Annotated in this window: 31 protein-coding genes; 13 read left to right on the top strand and 18 right to left on the bottom strand. The window is 68.7% G+C overall.

The window, feature by feature from the left end; all coding sequences use genetic code 11:
- Positions 1-20: 20 nt before the first annotated feature.
- The gene (locus K3U96_RS02900) at positions 21-830 is read left to right on the top strand and encodes a CbtA family protein (protein ID WP_220692010.1); all 810 of its coding nucleotides are present in this window, start codon (positions 21-23) and stop codon (positions 828-830) included.
- Positions 827-1378, top strand: a complete 552-nt coding sequence (locus K3U96_RS02905; protein ID WP_220692011.1) for a histidine phosphatase family protein — start codon at positions 827-829, stop codon at positions 1376-1378. The genes K3U96_RS02900 and K3U96_RS02905 overlap by 4 nt, the downstream gene beginning before the upstream one ends.
- Before the next feature lies 1 nt (position 1379).
- Here the strand turns inward: K3U96_RS02905 and K3U96_RS02910 are convergent, their stop codons facing one another.
- Together K3U96_RS02910 and mhuD are read right to left on the bottom strand one after the other, a co-directional pair.
- Positions 1380-2660: a serine hydrolase gene (locus K3U96_RS02910; protein WP_220693373.1), complete on the bottom strand. Its 1281-nt coding sequence runs from the start codon at positions 2658-2660 to the stop codon at positions 1380-1382.
- Positions 2661-2721: 61 nt separating this feature from the next.
- The gene (gene mhuD / locus K3U96_RS02915; protein WP_069405947.1) at positions 2722-3045 is read right to left on the bottom strand and encodes a mycobilin-forming heme oxygenase MhuD; all 324 of its coding nucleotides are present in this window, start codon (positions 3043-3045) and stop codon (positions 2722-2724) included.
- Between the two features lie 54 nt (positions 3046-3099).
- On the opposite strand from mhuD, the gene K3U96_RS02920 reads away from it, so the two are divergent.
- Positions 3100-3861 (top strand): alpha/beta fold hydrolase, encoded by a 762-nt coding sequence (locus tag K3U96_RS02920; RefSeq protein WP_220692012.1) that lies wholly within the window; start codon positions 3100-3102, stop codon positions 3859-3861.
- Here the strand turns inward: K3U96_RS02920 and K3U96_RS02925 are convergent.
- Entirely contained in the window at positions 3835-4041 is a 207-nt protein-coding gene (locus K3U96_RS02925) for a hypothetical protein (RefSeq protein WP_220693716.1), read from the bottom strand. The two genes, K3U96_RS02920 and K3U96_RS02925, sit on opposite strands and share 27 nt — an antisense overlap.
- A 71-nt stretch (positions 4042-4112) precedes the next feature.
- On the opposite strand from K3U96_RS02925, the gene K3U96_RS02930 reads away from it, so the two are divergent.
- Complete coding sequence (locus K3U96_RS02930) at positions 4113-5078, top strand: GlxA family transcriptional regulator (RefSeq protein ID WP_220692013.1); 966 nt, start codon at positions 4113-4115, stop codon at positions 5076-5078.
- 13 nt (positions 5079-5091) lie between these two features.
- Here K3U96_RS02930 and K3U96_RS02935 read toward each other — a convergent pair whose 3' ends face one another.
- Entirely contained in the window at positions 5092-5964 is an 873-nt protein-coding gene (locus K3U96_RS02935) for an HhH-GPD family protein (RefSeq protein WP_069405951.1), read from the bottom strand.
- Here K3U96_RS02935 and K3U96_RS02940 point away from each other — a divergent pair.
- Both K3U96_RS02940 and K3U96_RS02945 read left to right on the top strand, forming a co-directional pair.
- Entirely contained in the window at positions 5963-6583 is a 621-nt protein-coding gene (locus K3U96_RS02940; RefSeq protein WP_069405952.1) for a carbonic anhydrase, read from the top strand. The two genes, K3U96_RS02935 and K3U96_RS02940, sit on opposite strands and share 2 nt — an antisense overlap.
- Positions 6584-6642: 59 nt before the next feature.
- On the top strand, positions 6643-7401 hold the full coding sequence (locus tag K3U96_RS02945) for a hypothetical protein (RefSeq protein WP_205871051.1): 759 nt from the start codon (positions 6643-6645) through the stop codon (positions 7399-7401).
- Between the two features lie 35 nt (positions 7402-7436).
- On the opposite strand, the gene disA is transcribed toward K3U96_RS02945, so the two are convergent.
- The 3 genes from disA to K3U96_RS02960 form a co-directional block, all read right to left on the bottom strand.
- Positions 7437-8555, bottom strand: a complete 1119-nt coding sequence (gene disA, locus K3U96_RS02950; RefSeq protein WP_220692014.1) for a DNA integrity scanning diadenylate cyclase DisA — start codon at positions 8553-8555, stop codon at positions 7437-7439.
- A 25-nt stretch (positions 8556-8580) separates the two neighbouring features.
- Positions 8581-9972, bottom strand: coding sequence for a DNA repair protein RadA (radA, locus tag K3U96_RS02955; protein ID WP_220692015.1), 1392 nt, complete (start codon positions 9970-9972; stop codon positions 8581-8583).
- A gap of 68 nt (positions 9973-10040) precedes the next feature.
- A complete protein-coding gene (locus tag K3U96_RS02960) occupies positions 10041-10607 on the bottom strand; it encodes a copper chaperone PCu(A)C domain-containing protein (protein ID WP_220692016.1) in 567 nt (188 codons plus the stop codon).
- 303 nt (positions 10608-10910) lie between these two features.
- On the opposite strand from K3U96_RS02960, the gene carD reads away from it, so the two are divergent.
- The 4 genes from carD to rlmB are packed head-to-tail and all read left to right on the top strand — an operon-like array spanning position 10911 to position 14298.
- On the top strand, positions 10911-11399 hold the full coding sequence (gene carD / locus K3U96_RS02965) for an RNA polymerase-binding transcription factor CarD (protein WP_046752935.1): 489 nt from the start codon (positions 10911-10913) through the stop codon (positions 11397-11399).
- A gap of 8 nt (positions 11400-11407) precedes the next feature.
- A complete protein-coding gene (gene ispF / locus K3U96_RS02970) occupies positions 11408-11935 on the top strand; it encodes a 2-C-methyl-D-erythritol 2,4-cyclodiphosphate synthase (RefSeq protein ID WP_220692017.1) in 528 nt (175 codons plus the stop codon).
- 38 nt (positions 11936-11973) lie between these two features.
- A complete protein-coding gene (gene cysS / locus K3U96_RS02975; protein ID WP_220693374.1) occupies positions 11974-13365 on the top strand; it encodes a cysteine--tRNA ligase in 1392 nt (463 codons plus the stop codon).
- Positions 13366-14298 (top strand): 23S rRNA (guanosine(2251)-2'-O)-methyltransferase RlmB, encoded by a 933-nt coding sequence (rlmB, locus tag K3U96_RS02980; protein WP_220692018.1) that lies wholly within the window; start codon positions 13366-13368, stop codon positions 14296-14298.
- A gap of 19 nt (positions 14299-14317) precedes the next feature.
- Here rlmB and K3U96_RS02985 read toward each other — a convergent pair whose 3' ends face one another.
- A complete protein-coding gene (locus tag K3U96_RS02985) occupies positions 14318-15553 on the bottom strand; it encodes an SLC13 family permease (RefSeq protein ID WP_220692019.1) in 1236 nt (411 codons plus the stop codon).
- Positions 15544-16464: an MBL fold metallo-hydrolase gene (locus tag K3U96_RS02990; protein WP_220692020.1), complete on the bottom strand. Its 921-nt coding sequence runs from the start codon at positions 16462-16464 to the stop codon at positions 15544-15546. Before K3U96_RS02990 ends, K3U96_RS02985 begins: the two co-directional genes overlap by 10 nt.
- Positions 16465-16555: 91 nt before the next feature.
- Here K3U96_RS02990 and K3U96_RS02995 point away from each other — a divergent pair, with 91 nt between their 5' ends.
- A complete protein-coding gene (locus tag K3U96_RS02995) occupies positions 16556-16876 on the top strand; it encodes a WhiB family transcriptional regulator (protein ID WP_220692021.1) in 321 nt (106 codons plus the stop codon).
- 38 nt (positions 16877-16914) lie between these two features.
- Here K3U96_RS02995 and K3U96_RS03000 read toward each other — a convergent pair whose 3' ends face one another.
- Positions 16915-17688, bottom strand: a complete 774-nt coding sequence (locus K3U96_RS03000) for a LamB/YcsF family protein (protein WP_220692022.1) — start codon at positions 17686-17688, stop codon at positions 16915-16917.
- A complete protein-coding gene (bluB, locus tag K3U96_RS03005; RefSeq protein WP_069405969.1) occupies positions 17681-18352 on the bottom strand; it encodes a 5,6-dimethylbenzimidazole synthase in 672 nt (223 codons plus the stop codon). Before bluB ends, K3U96_RS03000 begins: the two co-directional genes overlap by 8 nt.
- Positions 18353-18382: 30 nt before the next feature.
- On the opposite strand from bluB, the gene K3U96_RS03010 reads away from it, so the two are divergent.
- A complete protein-coding gene (locus K3U96_RS03010) occupies positions 18383-19204 on the top strand; it encodes a sulfurtransferase (RefSeq protein WP_220692023.1) in 822 nt (273 codons plus the stop codon).
- Here K3U96_RS03010 and K3U96_RS03015 read toward each other — a convergent pair.
- The 3 genes from K3U96_RS03015 to K3U96_RS03025 are packed head-to-tail and all read right to left on the bottom strand — an operon-like array spanning position 19201 to position 21796.
- Positions 19201-20067, bottom strand: a complete 867-nt coding sequence (locus K3U96_RS03015; protein WP_069405963.1) for a metal ABC transporter permease — start codon at positions 20065-20067, stop codon at positions 19201-19203. The two genes, K3U96_RS03010 and K3U96_RS03015, sit on opposite strands and share 4 nt — an antisense overlap.
- A complete protein-coding gene (locus K3U96_RS03020; RefSeq protein WP_220692024.1) occupies positions 20060-20884 on the bottom strand; it encodes a metal ABC transporter ATP-binding protein in 825 nt (274 codons plus the stop codon). Before K3U96_RS03020 ends, K3U96_RS03015 begins: the two co-directional genes overlap by 8 nt.
- Before the next feature lie 3 nt (positions 20885-20887).
- Positions 20888-21796 carry a metal ABC transporter solute-binding protein, Zn/Mn family gene (locus K3U96_RS03025; protein WP_220692025.1) on the bottom strand — a complete coding sequence of 303 codons (909 nt, stop codon included), beginning with the start codon at positions 21794-21796 and terminating at the stop codon, positions 20888-20890.
- A gap of 102 nt (positions 21797-21898) precedes the next feature.
- Here K3U96_RS03025 and K3U96_RS03030 point away from each other — a divergent pair, with 102 nt between their 5' ends.
- Positions 21899-22999, top strand: a complete 1101-nt coding sequence (locus tag K3U96_RS03030) for an Rv3575c family transcriptional regulator (protein WP_220692026.1) — start codon at positions 21899-21901, stop codon at positions 22997-22999.
- Here the strand turns inward: K3U96_RS03030 and K3U96_RS03035 are convergent.
- From K3U96_RS03035 to kstR, 4 genes are all read right to left on the bottom strand, one after another.
- Positions 22996-23244 carry a hypothetical protein gene (locus K3U96_RS03035; RefSeq protein ID WP_220692027.1) on the bottom strand — a complete coding sequence of 83 codons (249 nt, stop codon included), beginning with the start codon at positions 23242-23244 and terminating at the stop codon, positions 22996-22998. The two genes, K3U96_RS03030 and K3U96_RS03035, sit on opposite strands and share 4 nt — an antisense overlap.
- Positions 23165-23602 carry a hypothetical protein gene (locus tag K3U96_RS03040; protein ID WP_220692028.1) on the bottom strand — a complete coding sequence of 146 codons (438 nt, stop codon included), beginning with the start codon at positions 23600-23602 and terminating at the stop codon, positions 23165-23167. Before K3U96_RS03040 ends, K3U96_RS03035 begins: the two co-directional genes overlap by 80 nt.
- Positions 23603-23677: 75 nt before the next feature.
- Positions 23678-24472, bottom strand: a complete 795-nt coding sequence (gene otsB, locus K3U96_RS03045) for a trehalose-phosphatase (RefSeq protein ID WP_220692029.1) — start codon at positions 24470-24472, stop codon at positions 23678-23680.
- A gap of 2 nt (positions 24473-24474) precedes the next feature.
- Complete coding sequence (kstR, locus tag K3U96_RS03050) at positions 24475-25155, bottom strand: cholesterol catabolism transcriptional regulator KstR (protein ID WP_069407712.1); 681 nt, start codon at positions 25153-25155, stop codon at positions 24475-24477.
- Positions 25156-25238: the final 83 nt, after the last annotated feature.

Genomic DNA, 25238 nt, shown 5'->3' on the forward strand with positions numbered 1-25238 from the left:
CTGGTCGAGCACGGAAAACAATGGAAAAGCAGATAATCGGGCGCGGTGTACTGGCCGGCGCCCTGGCCGGGTTGTTCGCGTTCGTCTTCGCCCGGATCTTCGTGGAACCGGTGATCGAACGGGCGATCGGCTACGAAGAGGGCATTGGCGCCGCGCAGGAGGCGCTGGAGGGTGCCCACGCACACGCCGGGCATCACCACGGTGGTGGCGGTTTCGAAGGGTTCACCCGCGGCGTGCAGGCCAACATCGGCATGGGTTTTGGCGTACTGGCGTTCAGTGTCGCGATCGGCGCGCTGTTCGCGGTGGTGTTCGCGGTGACGTACGGACGCGTGGGTGACATCTCCGCGCGCCTGCTGTCGTTATACGTTGCGGGCGGAATGCTGCTGAGCCTCTTTGTCGTTCCCGCGCTGAAGTATCCGCCGAGCCCGCCCGCGTTGAGCCTGGACGAGACGATCCGCCAGCGCACGTTGCTGTACCTGCTGATGGTCGCGGTCTCCGCCGCGCTGCTGGTGGGCGCGGTTTATCTGGGACGCCGGTTGGCCGACCGGATGAGTGCGTGGAACGCGGCGCTGGTCGCCGCCGGTGGCTACGTGCTGGCGGTCGCCGTGGTGATGTTGATCCTGCCGACCATCGACGAGACGCCGGGCCCGCAGCTCGACGCCGCGGGCAACATCGTCTACGAAGGGTTCCCCGCCGACGACCTCTACGAGTTCCGGCTCTACTCGCTGGGCACCCAGATCGTGTTGTACGCGACGATCGCGCTGGCGTTCGGTGCGATGGCGGCCCGGCTGCTGGAGTCCAGACGGCGGGAGAATTCCATCCCGGCATGACCGAAGTCGTCCGGCTGACCCTGGTCTCCCACGCCATGACCGACGCGACGGCGGCCGGGCGATTTCCCACCGACGAGTCGCTGAACTCGCTCGGCCACCGGCAGATCGACGTGTCGACCGATCTGGGCGCCGTTGACGCCGCGTTCTGCGGCCCCGAGAAGCGGACCCGCCAGACCGCGGAGTTGCTCGGCCTGCAGGCGTCGGTCGAACCGCGGCTTTGCGACCTCGACTGCGGCCGCTGGCGAGGCGATGTGCTTGGTCGGTTGGCCCCGGACGACCTGGCGATCTGGTTGACGGATCCGAGCAGGGCGCCGCACGGCGGTGAAACCGTCGTCGAGCTGGTCGAACGGGTGCGGGACTGGATGGACGGCCTGCCCGAGCGTCGCGGCCGGCTGGTCGCGGTGACCCACCCCGCGGTGGTCCGCGCCGCCGTTCTCACCGCACTGGAGGCGCCACCGAAGTCGTTCTGGCGCATCGATATTGCACCGGTGAGCCGCACGGTCATGCATTACCGCGGGCACGCGTGGACGCTGCGGTCGGGTCGGTAGGTCAGCCGATCGGCGCCAGGTCGAAGGCCCGGTGAGCGATCGACAGGAGCCAACCCGCCGCGGTGGGGCTGCGGAAACGCGGCCAGTTGAGCTGGAAGCTGACCACCCACGGTTGCCCGGTGCGGTCGACGGCGTACCAACTGAACGCCAGGTCCCCCGGCAGGTTTCCCGCCTTGGCGCCGACGTAGGTCCACTTGGAGCGGTCCAGGTCGATCCCGGGGATCGCGGCCATGATGTCCTTCACCGGCGCCGCTTTGCCCACCGCCCCCGCCTGCAACGCGGCGTGCACTCGACAGATGTCTTCGGCGCTGCCGTACCACTCCGCGCCGAACTCGGACGCCGGGGTGTGGGTGCGCTCCGGATCCGGTTGATACGGACGCGAATTGGTTTGTCTCAGCAGGGCGGCGCGGCCCTCGGGGGATGCGCTCTTCCACTGTTCACGCAGATCGGGTTCGCCCCATCCGACCGAGAACAGCTCGCGCATCGTCGGGAACGGGGTCATGCTCGCCGGATCGTGATGGCCTGCGGTGATCAGGGCCCGTTCGACAGCACCTGGTCCCAGCCGTCCGATGAGCAGGTCGGTGGCCATGTTGTCGCTTGCCGAGATCATCTGCTGGGCAGCGGTTCTCACCGATATCTGCGCCCCGGGCGGAAGGTCCTCGAGGTTGGACGAGCCGAGGGCCTTGACGTCCTCGGTGATGGTGAGCGAGTCGGTCCAGTCCAGCGTGCCTTCTTCGACCGCATCGGCAACCGCAAGCAGCACATACAGTTTGAAGATCGACGCAAGCGGCAGCGAAAGGTCGGTGTTGGTTCCGGCGACCACAGTGCACTCGCGGGCGTCGAGGTCCACTTTGGCGACCTGGTAGGAATAACGTGCCCCGGACTTCGTCAGCTCGTCGTCGATGTCTGACCACGTGTCGATCTTCGGCGGCTGCAGCGCCACCTCCAACCGATCCACCAGGCCCGCGTCGTCGGTGCGCAGGGTGATCTCCTGCTCGACGCCATAGGACGTCACCACGTCCAGCGTCGCCTGTCCCGCACCGATGTCGACGTTAGCCACGGTGAACGGCCGGTCCCACCAGATCTTGTCGAGTTGCACTGCGATGTCGTCGACCTCGTCGGGTGCGGCCAGGGTGCGCACACCCACCTCGCCGATCGGCCAGTCCGAGTTCAGCATGTCCATGGTCTGCTTGGCCCGCAGACCCTGCGGTGTGTTGATCTCGATCGGCACGCCGTACGCCGCGTCGGCCGGTGGCGGAGCGCTCTGGCCGCATCCGGCCATCGCGACCACGAGGGTGACCGCGACCGCTAGGCCCGTCGCGCGGCGCGGGTCAGGCGTGCCGCTATTTGCTGCCACCCGCAACGTCAAGGACGACCTCGAACTCCAGGAGGGATGCGCCGGTGGCTACCGGGTTGGCCTGCTGGCCCTTGTGCGCCTCGATGGCAGGGCCGGTTGCCCAGGCCTGGAAAGCCTCTTCGGACTCCCACTGGGTCACCACGAAGTAGCGGTCCTCGCCCTTGACGGGGCGAAGCAGCTGAAAGCCGAGGAAACCGGGCTGGTTGTCGACGGCGTGGGCGCGGTGAGCGAACCGTTTCTCCAGTTCGGGACCCGCGTCGGCAGGGACTTCGATTGCGTTGATCTTCACCACGGGGTTTTGGCTCGGCATGCGAATCAGGCTACCGAATGGGTGCCGGGCGTTCCGAGGCGTGATGATGTCGGCATGCTCTTGACGTCTCGCGGTGGGAAGGGCCGCCCCCTGGTGCTGGTGCACGGCCTGATGGGGCGGGGCAGCACCTGGTCTCGCCAGCTGCCGTGGCTGACCCGCTGGGGCGAGGTGTACACCTACGACGCGTTGTGGCACCGGGGCCGCGACGTCGCCGATCCGCACCCGATCAGCACCGAGCGGTTCGTGTCCGACCTCGGTGACGCGGTGGCCGAGGTCGGCAGGCCCGCGGTGATGATCGGGCATTCGATGGGCGCGTTGCACGCGTGGTGTCTGGCCGCCACGCACCCGGACCTGGTCGAGGCGCTGGTCGTCGAGGACATGGCGCCTGACTTCCGTGGCCGCACCACCGGGCCCTGGGAGCCGTGGGTGCACGCCTTGCCGGTGGAATTCGAGTCGGCACAACGGGTTTACGACGAGTTCGGGCCGATCGCCGGCCAGTATTTCCTCGAGGCGTTCGACCGCACGGCGACCGGGTGGCGACTGCACGGGCAGCCGAAGAGGTGGATCGAGATCGCCGCAGAATGGGGCACCCGGGACTACTGGCGCGAGTGGAACGCGGTGCGCGCGCCCGCGTTGTTGATCGAGGCGGCAAACTCCGTCACGCCGCCAGGGCAGATGCGCCGAATGGCTGAAACCGGTTGGCAGACCACATATCTGGCTGTTCCGGATGCGGGTCATCTGGTGCACGACGACGCGCCGCGCGTCTACCAGCAGGCGGTGCAGTCGTTTCTAGCGTCGCTCGCCCAACGCCCCTGAACTCGGCCAGGTGGGTTGGCGTTCGAAGCGGCTGCGCACCGCGTCCAGGTCGTGTTCCACGCGCGCCCGGTCACGGTCGTCAGCCGGATCGGATCCGTAGGCCCGACCGGAGGTCAACACGGACATCCATACCTCGTGGAGACGCAGTTGAGATAACAGGCGGCTCAGCGCTTCGGTCATGGCAGTAATCCTCCGGCAACAAATATCCCGCCAACAGTGGCAGTAAGGACATGTTGAGATAAAATGCTGCCATGGCATTGAAAAGCGTATCCGCGCTGGTGTTGGACGGTCTAGCGGTTTTCGAGTTCGGCGTCATCTGCGAGGTCTTCGGCATCGATCGGTCCGCTGACGGCGTGCCGAACTTCGACTTCAAGGTCTGCGGGCCCGAGCCGGGACGGCCGCTTGCCACCTCAGTGGGTGCGACGCTGACGCCCGATCACGGCCTCGACGACCTGATCGGGGCGGACCTGGTGGCCATTCCGGCGATCGGCGGCTCGGAGTATCTACCCGAGGCCCTGGCCGCGGTCAGGACCGCAGCCGAGGCCGGGTCGATCATCCTCACGGTGTGCTCGGGGGCGTTCGTCGCAGGTGCGGCCGGTCTGCTCGACGGCAGGCCCTGCACCACGCACTGGATGCACGCCGACGACCTCGCCCGCCAGTACCCGACGGCGAAAGTCGACCGCAACGTGTTGTTCGTCGACGACGGCAACCTCATCACCAGCGCGGGCACCGCGGCCGGTATCGACGCATGCCTGCATCTGGTGCGCCGCGAGCTTGGTAGCGAGGTGACCAACAAGATCGCCCGCCGCATGGTGGTGGCCCCGCAGCGCGACGGCGGTCAGCGTCAGTACATCGATCAGCCTATCCCGGTCCGATGTTCGGAACGCTTTGCCCCGCATCTTGATTGGATCATCACCAACCTCGATCATCCGCATACGGTTGCGACGTTGGCTGCGCGCGCGCACATGTCGGCTCGCACGTTCGCCCGGCGGTTCGTCGAGGAGACCGGGCGCACGCCCATGCAGTGGGTCACCGACCAACGGGTGTTGTACGCCCGCCGACTGCTCGAGGAGACCGACCTCGACGTCGACAGGATCGCCGAGCGTTCGGGTTTCGGCACCGCGACGCTGCTGCGCCACCACTTCCGCAGGATCATCGGGGTGACGCCGTCGGACTACCGGCGCCGGTTCGCCTGCGGGGAAGCGGCCACCGCCTGATCTGCCCGATGCATCACGGATCACCTTCTCCGGCAAGCGCGTAGCGGCCGTCGGCGGTCTGCTCCACCAGCCCATCGACCAGCAGCGAGTCCAGGGCACGGTCGCGTTGGGCGGTGTCGCTGAGCCACACCACGTCCAACTGCGCCCGGGTGACTGGTGAGTCGCTGCTGCGCAACACGTCCAGCAACCGGCCGCGGACCTGACGGTCGGTGCCGGCATACCGCTGCGGGCGTCGCGCTGGGGCGCTCGGGGCCGGATATCCGCGAGCACGCCAGGCGCATGTGCTCAGCGGGCACCCGCCGCACCGCGGCGCGCGGGCGGTACACACCGTCGCGCCGAACTCCATCAGCGCAACCGAAAACGTCGGCGCGGCATCGCCTTCGGGCAACAGGGCCGCCACGTCGGCGAGGTCGCGCACCGAGGCGGCCGCGTCTGCGTGGCCGTGGATCACCCTCGTCACGACCCGGCGGACGTTGGTGTCGACGACAGGAACCCGCTGCCGGTAGGCAAAGCACGCGACGGCACGCGCGGTGTAGGCGCCGATTCCCGGCAGTGCCAGAAGGGTTTCGACGTCGGCGGGGACCACGTCGTCGTATTCGGCTGCGATCACCGTTGCGCACTCGTGCAGCCGTTTGGCACGACGCGGATAGCCGAGTTTGCCCCACGCCCGCAAGACATCTGCGGCGCTGGCCGCGGCCGTCGCCGAGGGCGTCGGCCAGCGCGCCACCCACGCTTCCCAAACCGGCTGCACCCGCGCGACAGGCGTCTGCTGGAGCATGAACTCGCTGACCAGAACCTGCCAGGGCGTCACGTCGGGGCGCCGCCACGGCAGATCCCGACGGGCGCCGTCATACCATTCGAGCAGTTGGGGCACAATAAGGCTCATGCCGCATACCAGCCCGATAACCGCATGGAAAGCACTCAAAGAAGGTAACGAGCGGTTCGTGGCGGGCAAACCGGTGCACCCGAGCCAGGGTGTCGAGCACCGCGCCGGCCTGGCCGAGACCCAGACGCCCACCGCGGTGGTGTTCGGGTGCGGGGACAGCCGGGTGGCCGCCGAGCTGATCTTCGACCAGGGACTGGGCGACATGTTCGTGGTGCGCACGGCCGGACACGTCATCGACGCGGCTGTGCTCGGCTCGGTCGAGTACGCCGTCGCGGTGCTCGACGTGCCGCTGATCGTGGTGCTCGGCCACGACAGTTGCGGGGCGGTCAAGGCGACGCTCGCGGCCCTCGACGAGGGTGTGGTGCCCGGCGGTTACGTCCGCGACATCGTCGAGCGGGTCATGCCGTCGATCCTGCTGGGCCGTCGTGACGGGCTTACCAGGGTCGACGAGTTCGAAGCCCGCCACGTCACCGAGACCGGCGCGCAGTTGATGGCACGCTCGACGACGATCGCCGAAAGGGTGGCTGCAGGCACGCTGGCGATCGTCGGCGCCACCTACCACCTGGCCGACGGACGGGTCGGGTTGCGGGACCACCTGGGCGACATCGGCGAAGCCTGAGACGCGACACGCCGGGGCGCCTGGGACAACTAGGCGTGACCTGGGCTTACCGTGAAGCTGTGCTCGATCTGGATCCGCAAGGCCCGCTACCTCCGCAGATTTACTGGCGGCGCAGGGCGCTGGCGCTTGGCTTGGCGGTGCTGGTCATCGGCGTGATCTCTGCCATCGTGGTGGCGATCGTCGCCAACACCGGGTCGACGGACACCGCGAACGCCGAGCAGTCGGTCCCCGAGGCCGCGCCGACACCGCTGCCGGGCGAGAACCCCGAAGTCAAGTCTCCCGTCATGCCTCCGCCGCAGGCGGCACCGCCGCCGACACCGACGCCGACCGCGGCGGTCACCCCGCCGCCGGTGCTCAACGAGGGCGACGACTGCCCGGACTCGACGCTCGCGGTCAAGGGCATCACCAACCAACCCCAGTACGTCGTCGGCGATCAGCCCAAGTTCACGATGGTCGTCACCAACATCGGCCTGGTCTCGTGCAAGCGGGACGTCGGGGCCGCCGTGCTGGCCGCCTACGTGTACGGGTTGGACAACAACCGGCTGTGGTCGAACCTGGACTGCGCACCGTCGAACGAGACGCTGGTCAAGACGTTCCAGCCCGGTGAGCAGGTGACCACCGAGGTGACCTGGACCGGGATGAGTTCGGCGCCGAACTGTCCGCTGCCCCGCGAACCGATCGGCCCGGGCACCTACAACCTGGTCGTGCAGCTGGGCAATCTACGGTCGGCGACGGTGCCGTTCATCCTGGCCGAACAGGCCCAGGTGCCGCACGCCGAGGGCGCACCGCTGCCCGGCCCGGCACCCGCGGCGGGCTGACAACCGCCGGTCGGACGTAGTGGCGTAGAGCTGGGTCAGGCCAGCCGGTCTGCGATCGTGGATTCGGCCAGCTGTGAAAGGCCCTCGCGGATATGGCGCGCCCACATCGACCCGATGCCATCCACCGACTGCAGGTCCCCTGCGCTGGCGGCCAGCAGCCCCTGCAGTGAACCAAACGAGCGCACCAGCAGATCCACGTGGGCGAACTGCAGCCGCGGGATGCCGGCCATCGCCCGGTAGCCACGCGAACTCATCGCCGAGTCCTGCGCCTCCATCGTGGATGGGTAACCGAAAACCCTTGCCAGCGTGGTGAAGTCGAGTAGCTCGTTGTCGGACAGCGCGTCGAGTTCTTCCAGTGTGGCGCTCACCTGGGCGGCGGTCGGCGGATCCGGATTGGCGTGATAGTCGCGCACGATCAGCTCGCGGGCGGTGTCGTTGTCGCCGACCAGCTCTTCGACCTGAAGCTTGAGCTGACGTCCGTCGGTGCCCAGTTCGACCACGTCGGCGTCGATCTCCAGGCTGATCCGGCGCACCATCTCGAGCCGCTGCACCACCGTCATCACGTCGCGCAGCGTCACGAAGTCCTCGATCTCCGCCGTCGACAGCTGCCTGCTGACCTCGTCGAGGCGGGTCTTGTAACGCTCCAGGGTGTCGATGGTCTGGTTGGCGCGCGACAGGATGGTCGCCGAATCGGGAACCACGTGACGTTCACCGGCGACGTAGACGGTCACGATGCTCATCGAATGGCTGACCGAGATCACCGGATATCCGGTCTGGATGGCCGTGCGCTCGGCGGACCGGTGCCGGGTGCCGGATTCCTCGGTCGGGATCGACGGGTCGGGCACCAGCTGCACGTTTGCCCGCAGAATGCGGCTGCCGTCGCTGGTGAGCACCACGGCACCGTCCATCTTGGACAGTTCGCGCAGCCGCGTCGGAGCGTAGCGGACGTCGAGTGAGAAGCCGCCGTCGCAGATGGCTTCGACGCTGTCGTCGTACCCGATCACGATCAGGGCGCCGGTACGGCCGCGCAGGATGCGTTCCAGCCCGTCGCGCAGCGCGGTACCTGGGGCGAGCCGTGCCAGCGTCTCGCGCATGGTGGGTCTGGCCAACGGCACCACAGTGCGCCCAGACCGGCCGCCCGCTTTCACGGCCATCGTCCCCTCCTAGGATCGGCCGCCGTTATCCGCCATCTTTGCTGATGTCCCGCAAAACTCGCAATGCCGCGCCGATGTTGTCGGCGGCAATCGCGCGCAGCCCGGCAGGCACGGACGTCACGCCGGGCGGCACCACGGCCCGGGTGAAGCCCAACCGCGCGGCCTCGGCCATCCGGCGATCCATTCCGGTGACGCGCCGGAGGTCACCGGCCAGCCCGACCTCACCGATGGCGACGACGGCGGCGGGCACCGGCAGGTTCATCGACGACGACGCGATGGCGAAGGCCACCGCCAGATCCGCGGACGGGTCGGTCAGTCGCATGCCGCCGACCGTGGACAGGTAGATGTCGTGGCCGCTGATCGCCAGGTGCGCGTGTTTGTCGAGCACGGCGGTGATCATCGCGGCGCGCGAGGAGTCGATGCCGCTGACCGCGCGGCGCGCCGTCCCGTTGGCGGCCGGGCCGATGAGCGCCTGCACTTCACCGATCAGCGGGCGTTTGCCGTCGAGCGTCACCGTGATCGCGGTGCCCGCCACCGGTTTGGGTCGTTGGTCGCGGAACAATCCGGACGGATCGGCGACACCTTCGATTCCGTTGTCGTGCAACAGGAAACAACCGACCTCGTCGGCCGCGCCGAACCGGTTCTTGACACCGCGCACCATGCGAAGCGGCGACGCGCGGTCACCCTCGAAGTGCAACACGACGTCGACGAGATGTTCCAGCGAGCGCGGCCCGGCGATCGCCCCGTCCTTGGTGACGTGGCCGACCAGAATCAGCGCGACGCCGGATGTCGTAGCGGCCAGCCGGACATGCTGAGTCAACGCGGTGGTGACCGCGCGCACCTGGGTGACGCCGCCGGTGACGCCGTCGGCCTCGGTGGTCGACATGGTCTGCACCGAGTCGACGACCACCAGGCTGGGTTGCACCGCCTCGATGTGGCCCAGCGCCGTCGACAGATCCGATTCGGCGGCCAGGTATACCTCGTCGTGCGTGCAGCCGGTGCGTTCGGCACGCATCCGGATCTGGCCGGCCGACTCCTCACCCGACAGATACAGCGCCCGCTTACCCGCAGCCGCCCACTGGTGTGCGACCTCGAGCAGCAGGGTGGACTTGCCGACGCCCGGATCACCGGCCAGCAGCGTCACCGAACCCGGCACCAGCCCGCCGCCGAGCACCCGGTCGAGTTCGGCGACCCCGGTGCGGAAGTGGCGGGTGCGGCCGGGGTCGATGGAGCTGATCGGCACAGCCGGTGAGGTAGGTGCGACCGCGCGTCGCGCAGGTGCGCCGCTGATCGCGGCCAGCGCGGCCACCTCGTCGACGGTGCCCCAGGTTTCGCACTCCGGGCAGCGGCCCACCCACTTGGGGGTCAGGTGGTGGCACTCCGAGCAGCGGTACTGAGAACGCTGAGCTTTGGCCACGCTGTGACGTTAGCCCTGGGAACCGACAGATCCGCCCCGGTGAGCTGCCGTGTCGCCGATCGGTGCGGTCAGTGACCGCCGGAGTGGCCGGCGGAGTCCTGTACGGCGTCGCGGCGCGGGGACTCGCCCGCCGACACCGGCACCCGCACGGTGCCTTCGCCGGCCTTCTCGAAGGTGAACGTGAATTCGTAGGTCAGCCCGTTGGTGATCGGCTTGGTCAGCGACACGCTGGCCTCCGCGGCCTCGGCGGCTTCCACGCTCTCCAGCGGTGTGGTCTGTCCATCCGGGGCGCCGACGATCAGCACACCGCTGGCAGGCAGGGTGGTGTCACCGGTCAGCGTCACCGAACCGACCTCGGAGCTGACGGACAAGAGTTTGTCCTCGACCTCCGGTGACGGGTTGGACGCCTGGAACAGCAACTCGACGTCGGTGCCGGGCTGAACGTAGTCCGAGGTCTGGGTGGCCCGCAGGTGGACGTTGCGCAGTGCGATGGGGCCGATGTTGGCGCTGGTGCCGTTGACGGCGGGCTCCTGCGTTGCGGTCTGGGATATCTGCCCGGCGCCACAGCCGCTGAGCGCCCCACCGACTAGGACGGCGGCGGCCAGCCCGTAAGCGGCCAGTTTGAAGCGGTCCACACGTGCCTCCTGCTCGACCGTCGAGGCGACCGAACGCGGTCGCGGGATTCGACTATGCACAGTAGTAGGTGCGCGAAGCGGGCGGTAGCAGAGGTGGCACTCGGCGTCCTCAGTTACCGCAAAGCCGCGTTCGGAAAGTCCCGACAGCTACCCGCCCCGCACCGCTGACGGCTCGCGGCCTTGCACGTATTCATCACCCTGTCAAGCCCTGATCAACACCTGCGGTGCCCCTGACCTGCGCAGTTGGTGCACGCGTGTCTTGGCTCCGTGCTAACATTGAGATGTGAAAGGGGCTCGAAACTGATGATTTTCAAGGTCGGAGACACCGTTGTCTATCCCCACCACGGTGCTGCGTTGATTGAGGCGATTGAAACCCGGACCATTAAAGGCGAACAAAAGGAATACCTCGTCTTGAAGGTTGCCCAAGGGGACCTCACGGTTCGAGTGCCCGCCGAGAACGCGGAATACGTCGGGGTGCGTGACGTGGTCGGCCAGGAAGGCCTGGACAAGGTCTTTCAGGTGCTCCGCGCTCCGCACACCGAAGAACCGACCAACTGGTCGCGCCGGTACAAGGCCAACCTCGAGAAGCTGGCTTCCGGTGATGTCAACAAGGTCGCCGAGGTGGTTCGTGACCTGTGGCGTCGGGACCAGGAACGTGGTCTGTCCGCAGGCGAGAAGCGGATGCTGGCCAAGGCGCGGCAAATCCTGGTCGGCGAGCTTGCGTTGGCCGAGAACACCGATGACGCCAAGGCTTCGAGCATTCTCGACGAGGTTCTGGCCGCCGCCTCCTGACGGCTGAGATGTCGGCGAACGGCCTGCCCCGAATCGGGCTCGGCACCGACGTTCACCCGATCGAGGCCGGACGGCCGTGCCGACTGCTGTGCCTGTTGTTTGATGACGCCGACGGATGCGCCGGCCACTCCGATGGAGACGTGGCCGCGCATGCGTTGTGCGACGCGCTGTTGTCGGCGGCCGGACTGGGCGACATCGGCGCGGTTTTCGGCACCGACCGGCCGCAATGGCGCGGGGTCAGCGGGGTGGACATGCTGCGCCATGTGCGCGGACTCCTCGTGGATGCCGGCTTCCGTGTCGGCAATGCCGCGGTCCAGGTGATCGGTAACCAACCCAAGGTGGGCCCGCGACGCGCCGAGGCGCAGAAGTTGCTCTCGGAGCTGCTGGGTGCCCCGGTATCGGTGTCGGCGACGACGACGGACGGCCTCGGCCTGACCGGGCGCGGCGAAGGTCTGGCCGCGATCGCCACGGCCCTGGTCGTCACCGACCATGGCGGCCCGACGGCCGATTCGGGATCTGGACAAATAGGCCGGTAAGCTGGCGCGTCGTGACCAATCGCGCGGGAGCCTCCGTCATGCGGCTCCACGACACCATGACCGGTGGCGTGCGCGATTTCGTGCCGATCACGCCGGGGCACGTGTCGATCTACCTGTGCGGGGCGACCGTGCAGGGCCTCCCACACATCGGGCACGTCCGCAGCGGGGTGGCGTTCGACGTACTGCGGCGCTGGCTGATGGCCAAGGGCTACGACGTCGCGTTCATCCGCAACGTCACCGACATCGACGACAAGATCCTCACCAAGGCCGCCGATGCGGACCGCCCATGGTGGGAGTGGGCCGCCACCTACGAGCGGGCGTTCACGGCCGCCTACGACGCGCTGGGGGTGCTTCCACCGTCGGCCGAGCCGCGCGCCACCGGCCACATCACGCAGATGGTCGAGCTGATCGAGCGGCTGATCGACCGCGGCCACGCCTACGCCAGCGGCGGCGACGTGTACTTCGACGTGCTCAGCCAGCCCGAATACGGCAAGTTGTCCGGCCACCGGATCGACGACGTGCACCAGGGCGAGGGGGTGGCCAGCGGCAAGCGCGACCAACGCGACTTCACGCTGTGGAAGGGCGCCAAACCCGGTGAGCCGTCCTGGCCGACGCCGTGGGGCCGGGGCAGGCCAGGCTGGCACACCGAGTGCGTGGCGATGTGCGAGGCCTATCTCGGCGCCGAGTTCGACATCCACGCAGGCGGTATGGACCTGGTGTTCCCGCATCACGAGAACGAGATCGCGCAGGCGGAGGCCGCAGGCGACCGCTTCGCCCGGTACTGGCTACACAACGGCTGGGTCACCATGGGCGGGGAGAAGATGAGTAAATCGCTGGGCAACGTGTTGGCGATTCCGGCTGTGCTGCAACGGGTCCGGGCCGCTGAGTTGCGGTACTACCTGGGCAGCGCGCACTACCGCTCGATGCTGGAGTTCTCCGAGGCCGCGCTGGCCGACGCGGCGCGGGCCTACACCGGGATCGAGGACTTCCTGCATCGCGTGCAACACCGCGTCGGCGCGGTCGCACCAGGCCAGTGGACACCGGCGTTCGCCGCCGCGCTCGACGACGACCTGGCGGTGCCCGCGGCACTGGCCGAAGTGCACGCCGCTCGCGCGGAGGGCAACCGGGCGTTGGACGCGGGCGACCACGACGCCGCGCTCGCCCAAGCCGAGTCGATCCGGGCGATGCTGGGCATCCTCGGCGCCGACCCGCTCGACGAGCGCTGGCAATCCAAGGACGAGACGTCGGCCGCGCTGCGGGCCGTCGAGGTGCTGGTAGCGGCCGAGATTCAGCGCAGGGAAGACGCCAGGGCGCGCAAGGACTGGGCGGAGGCCGACGCGATCCGCGACCGGCTCAAGGAGGCTGGCATCGAGGTCACCGACACCGCCGACGGGCCACAGTGGTCGCTGCTCGACGGGTATACCAAGTAGATGGCGGGAAATTCGCGGCGCCGGGGCGCAGTGCGCAAACCGGGAACCAAAAAGGGGCCAACGGTCGGTTCCGGCGGGGTGCGCAGGCGCGGTCTGGAAGGCCGCGGCGCCACCCCGCCCGCACACATGCGGCCCAACCATCCCGCCGCCAAACGGGCCGCCAAAGCCACCCGGCGTCCCACCCGCAAGACCGACGACACCGAGGTCGTGCTGGGCCGTAACCCGGTGCTGGAGTGCCTGCGCGCCGGGGTTCCCGCCACCGCGTTGTACGTCGCGCTCGGCGCGGAGGCCGACGAGCGGTTGACCGAATCCGTTCGCATCGCCGCGGATTCGGGGATCTCGATCCTCGAGGTGCCGCGCCATGACCTCGACCGCATCGCCGCCAACGGGCTGCATCAGGGTTTGGCGCTGCAGGTGCCGCCCTACGTCTACGCCCATCCCGACGATCTGCTGGCCGCCGCGACGGCCGACGGTTCACCTGCGCTGCTGGTGGCGCTGGACAATATCTCCGATCCCCGCAACCTCGGCGCGATCGTGCGCTCGGTCGCCGCCTTCGGTGGGCACGGTGTGCTGATCCCGCAGCGAAGGTCGGCGTCGGTCACGGCGGTGGCGTGGCGCACCAGCGCAGGCGCTGCGGCCCGGCTGCCGGTGGCGCGGGCGACGAACCTGACCAGGACGCTGAAGGGTTGGGCCGACGCGGGCCTGCAGGTCGTCGGCCTGGATGCCGGCGGGACGTCCACGCTCGACGAGCTCGACGGCGCCGGGCCGATCGTGGTGGTGGTCGGCTCGGAGGGTAAGGGGCTGTCGCGCCTGGTGCGGGAGAACTGCGACACGGTGGTCTCCATTCCGATGGCCGGGCCGACGGAGTCGCTGAACGCGTCGGTGGCCGCCGGTGTGGTGCTGGCCGAGATCGCCCGCCAACGCCGCGGCTGAGTTATCCCGGCACAAGGAGTCACACGCCGAACAGCTCGATGCTCACCCACAGGGCCAGCACCGAAACCACCAGGGTGAGCGGCACCGTGCACAGCCCGATGCGGCTGAATTGCCCTGCACGAACCGGTATTTCGTGACGGACGACGCTGCGCCACAGCAGGTTGGCCAGTGACCCGATGTATGTCAGGTTCGGTCCGATGTTCACGCCGACCAACACGGCCAGCACCGCCGCGGGCGACGACACCAGCGGCAGCATCACCAGCACGGCAGGCAGGTTGTTGACCATGTTGGACAACACCGCGGCCACCACCGCGATTGCCAACAGCGCCGCCAGGCCGTGACCGGTCGGCAGCACATCGCGCATCGCGGCCCCCAAGCCGTTGACGATCACGGCGTCGACCACCACACCCAGACACAGCACGAACACCAGGAACGGCACATCGGCCGCCGCCGCCATGCCGCGCACACTACTGGTGCGCCGCACCAGACCATGAGCCGCGAGCACCACCACCCCGGCAAGCGCGGCCCACGCCGGCGAGAATCCCAGCGTCGAGACGACACCGAAACCGAGTAACGTCAATCCCAGTATCAGCAGCGGCAGCACCGGAACGCGCACCGTCTGATCAGCCACCGCGGGTGTAGCCGGGACCGAAAGCTCGGCGGCGAAAATCCAGCGCAGCATGAGGAATTCGACGGCTATCGCCGCCAGCCAGGGCAGTGCCATGACGGCGGTGAAATGTAGAAACGAGATCCCGGCCGCGGTGAACGCCAACAGGTTCGTCAGGTTCGACACAGGAAGAAGCAGTGAGGCACTGTTGGCCAGGTGCGCCGTGGCGTAGGCGTGCGCTTTGGGCGGTACGGCAAGCATGCGCGCCGTCGCCAACACCGCAGGCGTGAGAAGGACGACCGTCGCGTCCAGGCTCAGCACCGCGGTGGTCATCGCCGCGGCCACGAAAACCTTTGCGAAAAGCCGATTCTGGCTACCGGCGCCGGTGCGCGCCATCACCGCTCCTGCGGCGCGGAAGACGCCTTCGTCGTCGCAGAGCCGGGCCAGCACCAGCACGGCGGCGAGAAAGCCGACCACCGGCAACAGGCTTTTGACCTCCGCGATCGCGTCGGAAACCGAGATCACCCCGAACCCGATCAGCATTGCCACCGCGGGCAGCGCGACGATCACCTCGGGCCACTTGTGCGGGCGTACAGCCGCAAAGGTCACCACGACGACCAGCGCGAGCAGCGCCAGCGTCAGATCCACGGATCGCTGCGCTGCCAGAGCGTCGGCAGGTGCAGGTTCACGCCGTCGTCGGCGGCAAGCCGCGACAGCACCCGCATCGAGAAATCCAGATCGTCGGTGGCGTACGGCAGTGCGCGCAACGGCTTGTGCAACGGACGGAAGAAGTCGTCCCAGTGGATCAGCAGCACGCGGCGGGCGCCGACGGCACGCACGGTCTCGGTCCAATAGTCGACCAGATAGCGCTCCGGCTGCAGACCGAGTTGCCCGACGCCCAGGCACACCACGTCGGCGCGCTGGCCGGCCAGCGCTGCGGGAACGAAGCCGGCGCTGCCCTGAATCAGCAGGCGACGGCCCGATTCCCGATGGTGCAGCAGCGTCGACCACGCCTCGCCGCACCGGTATGCCGACACCTTTACCGGCGGCACCACCGGTGCGGTGATGACGCCGGGGAACCGGTCGGGCGGGCTGTGCCGGCTCTCGATCAGCGTGACGTCATAGCCGCCGAGGGCTACCGTCTCGCCGGACGCGACGACCGTCAGGCGCTCCTCGGGCAGCCGCCCGCCACGCCCGACCTGTGCGGTCGACGTCCCGCCCACCAGCCTGGCGCCGGTGCGCTCGGCGACGACGGCGCTGTCCATCGCGTGGTCGTAGTGGGTGTGTACGGGCAGCACGGCGTCGAGGCGGTCCACGCCCATGCGCGCCAGGTAACCGTCGATGCGCGGCGTCGACGGGGACAGCTTGCGCAGGCCCAGTTCCGCCAGCCCGGGCCGGGAGAAGAAGCCGTCGGTCATCACCGCGGATCGGCCGTCGTCCACGAGCAGCGTGGCGACCCCGGCCCAGGTGACGGTCAGCGCCGAATCCACGCTTGCCGCGGGCGCGTCGAAGTACTGCGTGTAGTCGGTCAGCTTCGGACGCCCGGGCTTGAGACGCATGATGCAACTCTATGCGGCACCCGCCCGGCACGGACCCGGCCCACTATTGAAAACGATTATCGTTTACATTAGTGCCGAGGGAAGGAGGCCGATGTCCGCACATCGTCAGGATCTGGACTGGCAGCGTCATGCGCGCTGCCGCGGCATGTCCACCGCGATCTTCTTTGTGCCCGATCGGGAGCGCGGCAGGCGCAAAGCCGCGCGCGAGGAGTACGCAAAGCACATCTGCGCGGCGTGCCTGGTTCGCCGGGAATGCCTGCGCCATGCGGTGGCGGCCAGGGAACCGCACGGTGTCTGGGGTGCGATGACGCCAGACGAGCGTGTGGCAATATCACTGCGCAAAGGCGACGGCGAATCCGTACCGGGTCGTCGTGGAGCAGCATCCCGAACCGCTCGCCGACCCCGGCGATGACCGCACGTCCGACGGCGGAAAATGCCGGGACTGCGCGCTCACGAAAACGCCCGAAGCTCCACACCCTCTTTGAGCAGCCGCGCCCGGACCGCGTTCGCGATCTGCACCGAACCCGGCGAATCCCCGTGTATGCACACCGATTCCACGGTGACCGGGATCATCGACCCGTCGACCGCGTCCACCCGCCCGGTCGCGATCATCGAAGCCACCCGCTCGGCGATCTGATCCACATCGTGCAGCACCGCGTTGCGTTCACGACGCGAAACAAGTTGTCCGTCAGGGCGATACGCGCGGTCAGCGAACGCCTCTGATACCGTGCGCAGCCCCAGCTCCTGCGCCTCGGCGAAGAACGCCGAACCGGCCAGGCCGAGCACCGGCAGTTCACGGTCGACGGTGTAGACCGCTTCGGCGACCGCTCGGGCCTGCTGGCGGTTGGTGACGATCGCGTTGTACAGCGCACCGTGCGGTTTGACGTAACGCACGGCCGATCCCGACGCCTGCGCGAGCGCCTGCAGCGCGCCGATCTGGTAGATGACGTCGGCGGTGAGGTCTTCGGGCGCGACGTCGATGAACCGGCGACCGAACCCGGCGAGGTCGTGGTAGCCGACCTGCGCGCCGATGCGCACCCCGCGCTCGACGGCCGCGCGGCACGTGCGCGCCAGCGTCGCGGCGTCACCGGCGTGGAAGCCACACGCCACGTTGGCGCTGGTGACCATGTCGAGCATGGCGGCGTCGTCGCCGAACTGCCACACGCCGAAACTCTCGCCCAGATCGGCGTTCAGATCGATGTGTCCGGCACCGGCGTCAGCCATGTCTCCAGCCTAATGCGGCGGGTCGCCACCGGTTCTCGGAGACGAACTCGGATAACGGGCGGGCATGTGCCCAGTCGTCGAGTTCGAGCGCGGGCCGGTCCGGAAAGTCGGGGACCGGCCCGAGGCAGAGGATCGCCACCGGTTCGGCGCCGTCTGGGATGTCGAGCAGTCCGGCGAGCCGGGCGGGCTCGAAGATCGACACCCAGCCCATGCCCAGCCCTTCGGCGCGGGCCGCCAGCCACATGTTCTGGATCGCGCACGACACCGAGGCCAGGTCCATCTGTGGCAGCGTGCGCCTGCCGAACACGTGCGCATCGCGGCCGTCACCGAGCGCCACCACGAAAAGCTCTGCGCACTCCAGGATCCCCTCGACCTTCAGCGCCAAGAACTCGTCGCTGCGCGACCCCAGCGCGTCCGCGGTGCGCACCCGCTCCTCGTCGACCAGCCGGTGGATCTGCCTGCGCAGCCGGGGATCGGTGATTCGGATGAACCGCCACGGCTGCATCAGCCCGACGCTGGGCGCGGCGTGCGCGGCGTGCAGAAGCCGGGCGAGCACGTCCTCGGAGACGGCGCTGTTCGGCACGAAGCGGCGCATGTCACGGCGCTCGGCGATGGCCCGGTAGACAGCGCGCCGCTCGGCGGAAGTGAACGCGTGCCTGCTCATCCCGGACAGCTTAGGTGGCAGGATCATCGGGTGACCCGTGAGCATGTCCTGATCAGCGCAGGCACGCTGGCCCGGCGCCTCGACGCAGGTGAGCAGCCGACGATCCTCGATGTCCGCTGGCAGCTGGCCGATCCCGACGGCCGCGCCGCATACGAACGCGGCCACGTCCCCGGCGCGGTCTACGTATCGCTGGAAGACGAGTTGTGCGATCACACGGTGAGCGGGCGGGGACGTCATCCGCTGCCGTCGGGCCGCGATGTGCAGGCGGCGGCGCGGCGGTGGGGTGTGCGGGCCGGGACGGCGGTGGTGGTGTACGACGACTGGAACCGGGCGGGCTCGGCGCGGGCGTGGTGGGTGCTGCGTGCGGCGGGCATCGCCGATGTGCGGATCCTCGACGGCGGGCTCGCGGCGTGGACGGCCGCCGGTGGTGCGCTGGAAACCGGTGTCGTCACGCCCGAACCGGGCGATGTCACCGTCGCACATGACGACCTCTACGACGGTGCGCTGGCCACGCTGAGCGCTGCGCAGGCCGCGGCGGTGCCGCTGCTTGATGCGCGGGCGGCCGAACGGTTCCGCGGGGACGTCGAACCCATCGACCCTGTCGCCGGGCACATCCCGGGTGCGCGCAACCTTCCGAGCACCAGCCTGCTGGCCGAGGACGGCACCTTTCTGCCCGGCGCGGAGGCCATCGGCCTTGCCGGCGAAGAGGCGGTCGGTGCGTACTGCGGATCGGGTGTCACCGCGGCGGTCGTGGTCGCGGCGCTGGCGGCGGCAGGGCGTGACATCGCGCTGTACCCAGGTTCGTGGTCGCAATGGTGTAGTGACCCAACGCGTCCCGTCGAACGCGGTTAGCCCGCCGTCGACACACGGGCCCGGCGGCCCACCACCCAGCACACTAAGAAGATCGCGAACGAGATGGTGGTGACGAACACCGAAACCGGCACACCCGGCGCCAGCGACAGCAGAATGCCGCCCACCGCGGAGATCTCGGCGAAGACGACCGACGCCGCGATGGTCGCGCCGGGGGAGACGAACACCCGCGCCGCGGCGGCCGCCGGGGTGATCAACAGCGACATCACCAGCAGGGCGCCGACGATCTGCACACCCTGTGCCGCGGTGACTCCCACCAACGCGGCGAACACAATTCCCAACGCGCGGACCGGAACTCCGCGTCCAGCCGCCACCTCCGGGTCGACGGTCGCGAACAGCAGCGGTCGGTAGGACGCCACCAGCACCCCGATCACCACCACCGACACCACCGCCAGCAGCGCCAGTCCCGAGTACCCCACGCCGACGATCTGGCCGGTCAGCAACGCGAAACTGGTGCCGGTGCGGCCCGGATACAAGTGGATGAACAGCACCGCCAGGCCCAGGCCGAAGGCCAACACCACCCCGATCGCCGAATCGCGTTCGCGGGCGCGCTGTCCCAAGAAACCGAACAACACCGCGGCCAGCGCGCATCCGACCAGCGCGCCGATCCCGACGTTGAACCCGGCCAGCAACGCGAAAGCCGCGCCGGTGAGTGACAACTCGCTGGACCCGTGCACCGCGAACGACATCTGCCGCATCACGATGAACGGCCCGATCAAACCCGACACCAGCGCCAGCAGTGCGGCGGCCAGCAGCGCCTGCTGAACGAAGTCGCGGTGCAGCAGGTCCGCGGTGATCTCGAACGAGAACAGGTTGGCCAGCAGATCGGTGAGGCGCTCAATCATGGACGTGTCCGCTCGCGTGGCCGGAGTGGTCATGGTGGTACTGGCTGTGCTCGCCGACGACGACGTAGCGGTTGCGCACCTTGACCACCTCGATGTCGGCACGGTACAACTCCGAAAGCGTCGCGGAGGTCATCACCTCTTCGACGGTGCCGATGCGGAATCTGCCGTCGACCAGGTAGAGCACCCTGTCCACATATGGCACAACCGGATTCACTTCATGGGTGACGAAGAACACCGCGGTATCAACTTCCCGTCGTCTGGCGTCGATCAGCCTCGACACCAGCCGCGCGTTGGCGGGGTCGAGGTTGAGCAACGGCTCGTCGCACAGCAGCAACACCGGATCGGTGGTCAGTGCCTGGGCGATACGCAGGCGCTGCAGTTCACCACCGGACATCACCCCGACCGGTACCCGGGCCAGCTTCTGCCCGTTGACCTGTGTCAGGGCCCGCTCGACGGCACGGCGTTTGGTGGCCCGGTCCCGCAATGTCGTGATGCCCCAGCGGTGCCCGTCGTATCCGAGGCCGACGAGGTCGCGTCCCCGCATCGACAACCCCTGGTCGATGGATCGGTGCTGGGGTACGTAACCGATTCGCTCGCTGCCCTTTTCGACCTCGCTTCCGCAGACCGTCACGGTGCCCGCGGTCAGCGGCAGCTGACCGAGCAGCACCTTGAGCAGCGATGTCTTTCCGGTGCCGTTGGGTCCCAGGACGGCGAGGAACTCCCCGGCGCGCACCGTGAGGTCCAGCTGATCCCACAGCACACGGTCGCCGAACGCCAGGCGTGCGCCGGTCAGTTCGGCGACGACGTCCACAGCCACAGGTTATCGGCTCGCCCGCGGGGCCTTATCCAACTGGCTGGCCAGCTGCTCGGCGGTCTGGCGCTGCCAGGTCAGGTAGTCGGTGCCCTCGGGAAGGGCCTCGGTGACCGTGACGACGGGCACCGAGGCACGCGTCGCGGCGTCGCGCAACTGCTTGGTGACCGCGGTTTCGGTCTGCGGGTTGAACAGCACCGCCGACACCTCGCGATTTTCGATCAGGTCGAGCATCGTCGCGAGGTCCGCCGGTGACGGGTCGGCATCTTCCGCTACGGCGTTCTGGAACCCCTCGGGGGTCTTGTCGGTGATACCGGCGTTGCTCAGCAGGTAGTGCGCGACGGGTTCGGTCGCGACCACCGACGCCCCGGGGTGGGCCTGTCCGATGGCCCGCTCGGTCGCCAGGATCTCGTCGGCGCCCGCGCCGAACGCCGCGGCGTTGGCACGGTAGGCCTCGGCGTGGTCGGGGTCGATCTCGGCAAGCCGCTCGGCGATCTGGGCGGCCACGGCCTTGGCGGTGGCGGGGTCGTAGAAGACGTGTTCGTTGGCGGGCGGTTGCGTCGCGGGGTGCAGCGAGTACGCGTCGACGGTCGCCACGTCCGGGCTGTTCGCGAGTACCTCGTCCACCCAGTGGTCGTAGTCGCCGCCGTTGTAGACCACCAGCGCCGCGTCGGTGATCGCGGCGGCGTCGGCGGGGGTGGCCTGGAACGAGTGCGGGTCGGCGACGGTGCCATTGACGATGGAGGTGACGGACGCGTGGTCGTCGACGACGGCGTCGGCGACGCTGCCCCATACGTCGGTGGAGGCGACGACGGTCGCGGTGCTGCCGTGCTCGTGCTGGGCCGTCTGCTGCTGGGTGCACCCGGCCGCCGCGAGCGCCAACGCGACCGCCGCGGCGGCGGCCAGAACTGCACGCATGGACAACTCCCTAAGGTATCCAGATAACAATGAAAACCGTTTCCAAAAACTCTAGTGCACGGTGGCCCGGAACGCGCAAGTCGATGGGCTAACGTCCAGAGCATGTCGAGGAGTCCCACGCCCAGGCGGCGTGCGACCCTGGCCTCACTGGCCGCCGAGCTCAAGGTCTCCCGGACCACGATCTCCAACGCCTACAACCGCCCTGACCAGCTGTCGGCTGATCTTCGTGAACGTGTGCTCGCGACCGCCAAGCGGATGGGCTACCCGGGCCCGGACCCGGTGGCGCGGTCGTTGCGGACCCGCAGGGCCGGCGCCGTCGGCCTGATGATCACCGAACCGCTCAACTACTCGTTCAGCGATCCGGCTGCGCTGGATTTCGTCGCGGGGCTCGCGGAGTCCTGCGAAGAGGCCGGGCAGGGCTTGCTGTTGGTGGCGATCGGCCCGAACCGCACGGTCAGCGAAGGGTCGGCCGCGGTGCTGGCCGCAGGCGTCGACGGCTTCGTGGTGTATTCGGCCTCCGACGACGACCCGTACCTGCCCGTCGTACAACAACGGCATCTGCCGGTGGTCGTGGTGGATCAGCCCAAGGACGTGCCCGGCCTGTCCAGGGTGGGTATCAACGACCGCGACGCCATGCGCCAGCTCGCCGAACACGTTGTGGGCCTTGGCCATACCGAGATCGCACTGTTGACGATGCGGCTGGACCGCGACTGGCCGCACCCCGGATCGCAGCCGACGGTGGCCGACCCGCAGCGGCTGGGCATGCCGCACTTCCACGTCCAGCGTGAGCGTATCCAGGGTGTCTACGACGCGATGGCCGCGGCCGGTCTGGATCCCGCGTCGTTGACGGTGGTGGAGAGCTACCAGCACCTGCCGACGTCCGGGGGTGCGGCCGCGGAGGTGGCGATGGAGGCCAACCCGCGGGTGACCGCGCTGATGTGCACGGCCGACGTGCTGGCGCTGTCGGCGATGGACTACCTGAGGGGCCGCGGCATCTACGTGCCCGGTCAGATGACGGTAACCGGTTTCGACGGGGTGCCCGAGGCGCTGCGCCGTGGCCTGACCACCGTGGTGCAGCCCAGCGTCGAGAAGGGCAGGCGCGCCGGTCAGCTGCTGCACCGTCCGCCGCGGTCGGGTCTGCCGGTCGTCGAGATGCTCGACACCGAGGTGGTGCGGGGCCGCACCAGTGGCCAGCCCGCCTAGAGTTCGCACAGCTCCGGGGTGGTGCGCAGCGTCTCGATCACCGGTGCGATCACCGCCCATTCCCGTTGTGCGCGAGCAAGATCCGATGTCGGGAGTAGATCGTCGTGGTCCTGCAGTGCGGCGAGCCCGTCGGGGATGTGGCCGAAGGGCGCCCAGAATCCCAGTTCACCGCCGTCGTAGTCGTCGCAGCGCCGCGTGCAGCCGCGCGGTCTGCTCGATGCGCTCGGCCATGTTCGGTTCGACATCGGACACCTGTTCGACGAACTGCCGGAACGTCATTGAAAAGCCTTCTCGGCGAACGGGTTGAGCGCTGACGAGCGGGCTGGGCGGAACCACCGGGTGACCGCGGTCGGCGAGCCAGCCGGCCACCGCGAGTTCGGCGCGCTGCTGAGCGGCTTGGGCGTCCGGAGATTCCTTGTACGACGGCGGCAGCACGGTCGGCACCCGAACCACCACCGGTGACGGCGCCAGGTGCACGACGACGGAGAACATGTCGTGCAGCACGCGAGCGTCGTCCACTTGTAGTTCCAACTCGGCACCGGCCGCTGCCGCAGCCGACACCGCTCGCGCGGTACGTGCGGAGATCTCGTCAGGGGTGAGCATCCCCGCCAGTATCGCGACGCCCCCGCGACCCGTCGACTGGTTTTCCCGGCGCCCAGATCGACGAAATGGTGGGTTTTACTCGAACTTTCCCGCCCGTTTGTCGCTTTGGGCGCCAGCGGTGCGGCGGCGGGCGTCGAGGAGGAACTGCAGCGCTTCGGCGACGTCCTCTGGTGCGTCGACGCGGTATGGCGCCAACGACTCGCCGGGGCCGACCTTGACCGCGACATCGGCGTCGCGCAGCCGTCGGAACGCCTTCTCATCGGTCACGTCGTCGCCGAAATACACGACGGCCGAAGCGTTTTCCTGCTCGCGAAGGACATCGAGCGCCGACCCCTTGTCGGTCTGGATCACCGCGAACTCGAGCACCGCCTTACCCTCGGTGAGCTGGGCGTCCCACGACTCGGCGGCCGCGCGCGCCGCACGCAGCGCGGCATCCCCGTCGTCTGCTGACGCGTTGCGCACGTGCAGCGCCACGCTGGCCGGTTTGGGTTCGACGGTGACCCCGGGCCGCTCGGCGGCGATCGCGTTGAGTTCGGCGGTGATGCGCTCCAGGCGGGCGCGGTCGATGTCGTGGGTGAAACCGGACGTGAACTCCGCGCCGTGGCTGCCGACGAGGTGCACTGGCGAAGGCACCCCGGTAAACCCAGACAGCGTGCGCAGCACCTCCAGCGCGCGTCCCGAGATCACCGCGGCCGAGGTGTCGGGCAGGCCGGCGAGTTGGACCAGGGCCTCGGCGGCCGCGGGCAGCGGGCGGGCGTCGGCCGGGTTGTCCACGATCGGTGCCATCGTGCCGTCGAAGTCGGAGGTGACCAGCAGTCGCGGCACGGTGGCCGCCGAGGTGAGCGCATGCTGCAGGTCGGCTGGAAGCACGCCTAGATCTTAGGGTGCTCGCCGTCGCCGATGAGCAGTCGCACAGCGAGGTCGAGGCGTTTGCTGACGTCGGTCGCCGACGCCCGCCGGGTCAGCCACGCCAGCAGGTTCGACAGCCACACATCGGAGATGACCCGCGCGATGTGGTACTGGTCCTCGGTCGGTTCGCCGTCGCTCATGGCGCGGGCGAACATCGAGTCCATCAGCTTGCCGACGTGATCAACCTCACCGGCCGCCGACGCGTCGGCGAACACGAACGCCCGCGTCATCGCCTCGGTCAACAGCGGGTTGCGCTGCATCGCCCGGTTGAGCTTGCCCACCATCAGGTTCAGCCGCTGATAGGGCGTTCCGCCGGCCAGCGCCGCACGGTCGGTCTTGGCGTCGATGCGCTCGAACTCGCGGCCCAGCGCCGAGACCAACAGGTGCACCTTCGACGGGAAGTAGCGGTAGAGCGTGCCGACTGCGACGTCGGCGCGTTCGGCCACCGCACGCATCTGAACTGCCTCGTAGCCGCCTTTGGAGGCGATGGCCAGGGTGGCGTCGAGGATCCGCTTGCGGCGCTCCCGCTGGGCTTCTGATCCGAGTTCGGACTCCGCGAGCACTGCCACGTTCATCACCTGCCGCGGCCGCGAGCCCGACCCTGAATCCGGGTTGGTACGTGCTGGCGGCGGCGAGCCGGACATGCGGCAGTTGACTCCTTCATCGTGCGTGCTCGCGGAAAACGATACGCATGCCGATCCTCATCTTCTCACTTCAGCACCCGGGC

This window comes from Mycolicibacterium holsaticum DSM 44478 = JCM 12374, assembly GCF_019645835.1.
Lineage (GTDB): Bacteria > Actinomycetota > Actinomycetes > Mycobacteriales > Mycobacteriaceae > Mycobacterium > Mycobacterium holsaticum.

Coding starts and splice junctions, on each gene's coding strand:
- K3U96_RS02900 (WP_220692010.1), top strand. CDS start 21: ATGGAAAAGCAGATAATCGGGCGCGGTGTACTGGCCGGCGCCCTGGCC.
- K3U96_RS02905 (WP_220692011.1), top strand. CDS start 827: ATGACCGAAGTCGTCCGGCTGACCCTGGTCTCCCACGCCATGACCGAC.
- K3U96_RS02910 (WP_220693373.1), bottom strand. CDS start 2,660: ATGGCCGGATGCGGCCAGAGCGCTCCGCCACCGGCCGACGCGGCGTAC.
- mhuD (WP_069405947.1), bottom strand. CDS start 3,045: ATGCCGAGCCAAAACCCCGTGGTGAAGATCAACGCAATCGAAGTCCCT.
- K3U96_RS02920 (WP_220692012.1), top strand. CDS start 3,100: ATGCTCTTGACGTCTCGCGGTGGGAAGGGCCGCCCCCTGGTGCTGGTG.
- K3U96_RS02925 (WP_220693716.1), bottom strand. CDS start 4,041: ATGACCGAAGCGCTGAGCCGCCTGTTATCTCAACTGCGTCTCCACGAG.
- K3U96_RS02930 (WP_220692013.1), top strand. CDS start 4,113: ATGGCATTGAAAAGCGTATCCGCGCTGGTGTTGGACGGTCTAGCGGTT.
- K3U96_RS02940 (WP_069405952.1), top strand. CDS start 5,963: ATGCCGCATACCAGCCCGATAACCGCATGGAAAGCACTCAAAGAAGGT.
- K3U96_RS02935 (WP_069405951.1), bottom strand. CDS start 5,964: ATGAGCCTTATTGTGCCCCAACTGCTCGAATGGTATGACGGCGCCCGT.
- disA (WP_220692014.1), bottom strand. CDS start 8,555: ATGGCCGTGAAAGCGGGCGGCCGGTCTGGGCGCACTGTGGTGCCGTTG.
- carD (WP_046752935.1), top strand. CDS start 10,911: ATGATTTTCAAGGTCGGAGACACCGTTGTCTATCCCCACCACGGTGCT.
- ispF (WP_220692017.1), top strand. CDS start 11,408: ATGTCGGCGAACGGCCTGCCCCGAATCGGGCTCGGCACCGACGTTCAC.
- cysS (WP_220693374.1), top strand. CDS start 11,974: ATGCGGCTCCACGACACCATGACCGGTGGCGTGCGCGATTTCGTGCCG.
- rlmB (WP_220692018.1), top strand. CDS start 13,366: ATGGCGGGAAATTCGCGGCGCCGGGGCGCAGTGCGCAAACCGGGAACC.
- K3U96_RS02990 (WP_220692020.1), bottom strand. CDS start 16,464: ATGCGTCTCAAGCCCGGGCGTCCGAAGCTGACCGACTACACGCAGTAC.
- K3U96_RS02995 (WP_220692021.1), top strand. CDS start 16,556: ATGTCCGCACATCGTCAGGATCTGGACTGGCAGCGTCATGCGCGCTGC.
- K3U96_RS03000 (WP_220692022.1), bottom strand. CDS start 17,688: ATGGCTGACGCCGGTGCCGGACACATCGATCTGAACGCCGATCTGGGC.
- bluB (WP_069405969.1), bottom strand. CDS start 18,352: ATGAGCAGGCACGCGTTCACTTCCGCCGAGCGGCGCGCTGTCTACCGG.
- K3U96_RS03015 (WP_069405963.1), bottom strand. CDS start 20,067: ATGATTGAGCGCCTCACCGATCTGCTGGCCAACCTGTTCTCGTTCGAG.
- K3U96_RS03025 (WP_220692025.1), bottom strand. CDS start 21,796: ATGCGTGCAGTTCTGGCCGCCGCCGCGGCGGTCGCGTTGGCGCTCGCG.
- K3U96_RS03030 (WP_220692026.1), top strand. CDS start 21,899: ATGTCGAGGAGTCCCACGCCCAGGCGGCGTGCGACCCTGGCCTCACTG.
- K3U96_RS03035 (WP_220692027.1), bottom strand. CDS start 23,244: ATGTCGAACCGAACATGGCCGAGCGCATCGAGCAGACCGCGCGGCTGC.
- K3U96_RS03040 (WP_220692028.1), bottom strand. CDS start 23,602: ATGCTCACCCCTGACGAGATCTCCGCACGTACCGCGCGAGCGGTGTCG.
- kstR (WP_069407712.1), bottom strand. CDS start 25,155: ATGTCCGGCTCGCCGCCGCCAGCACGTACCAACCCGGATTCAGGGTCG.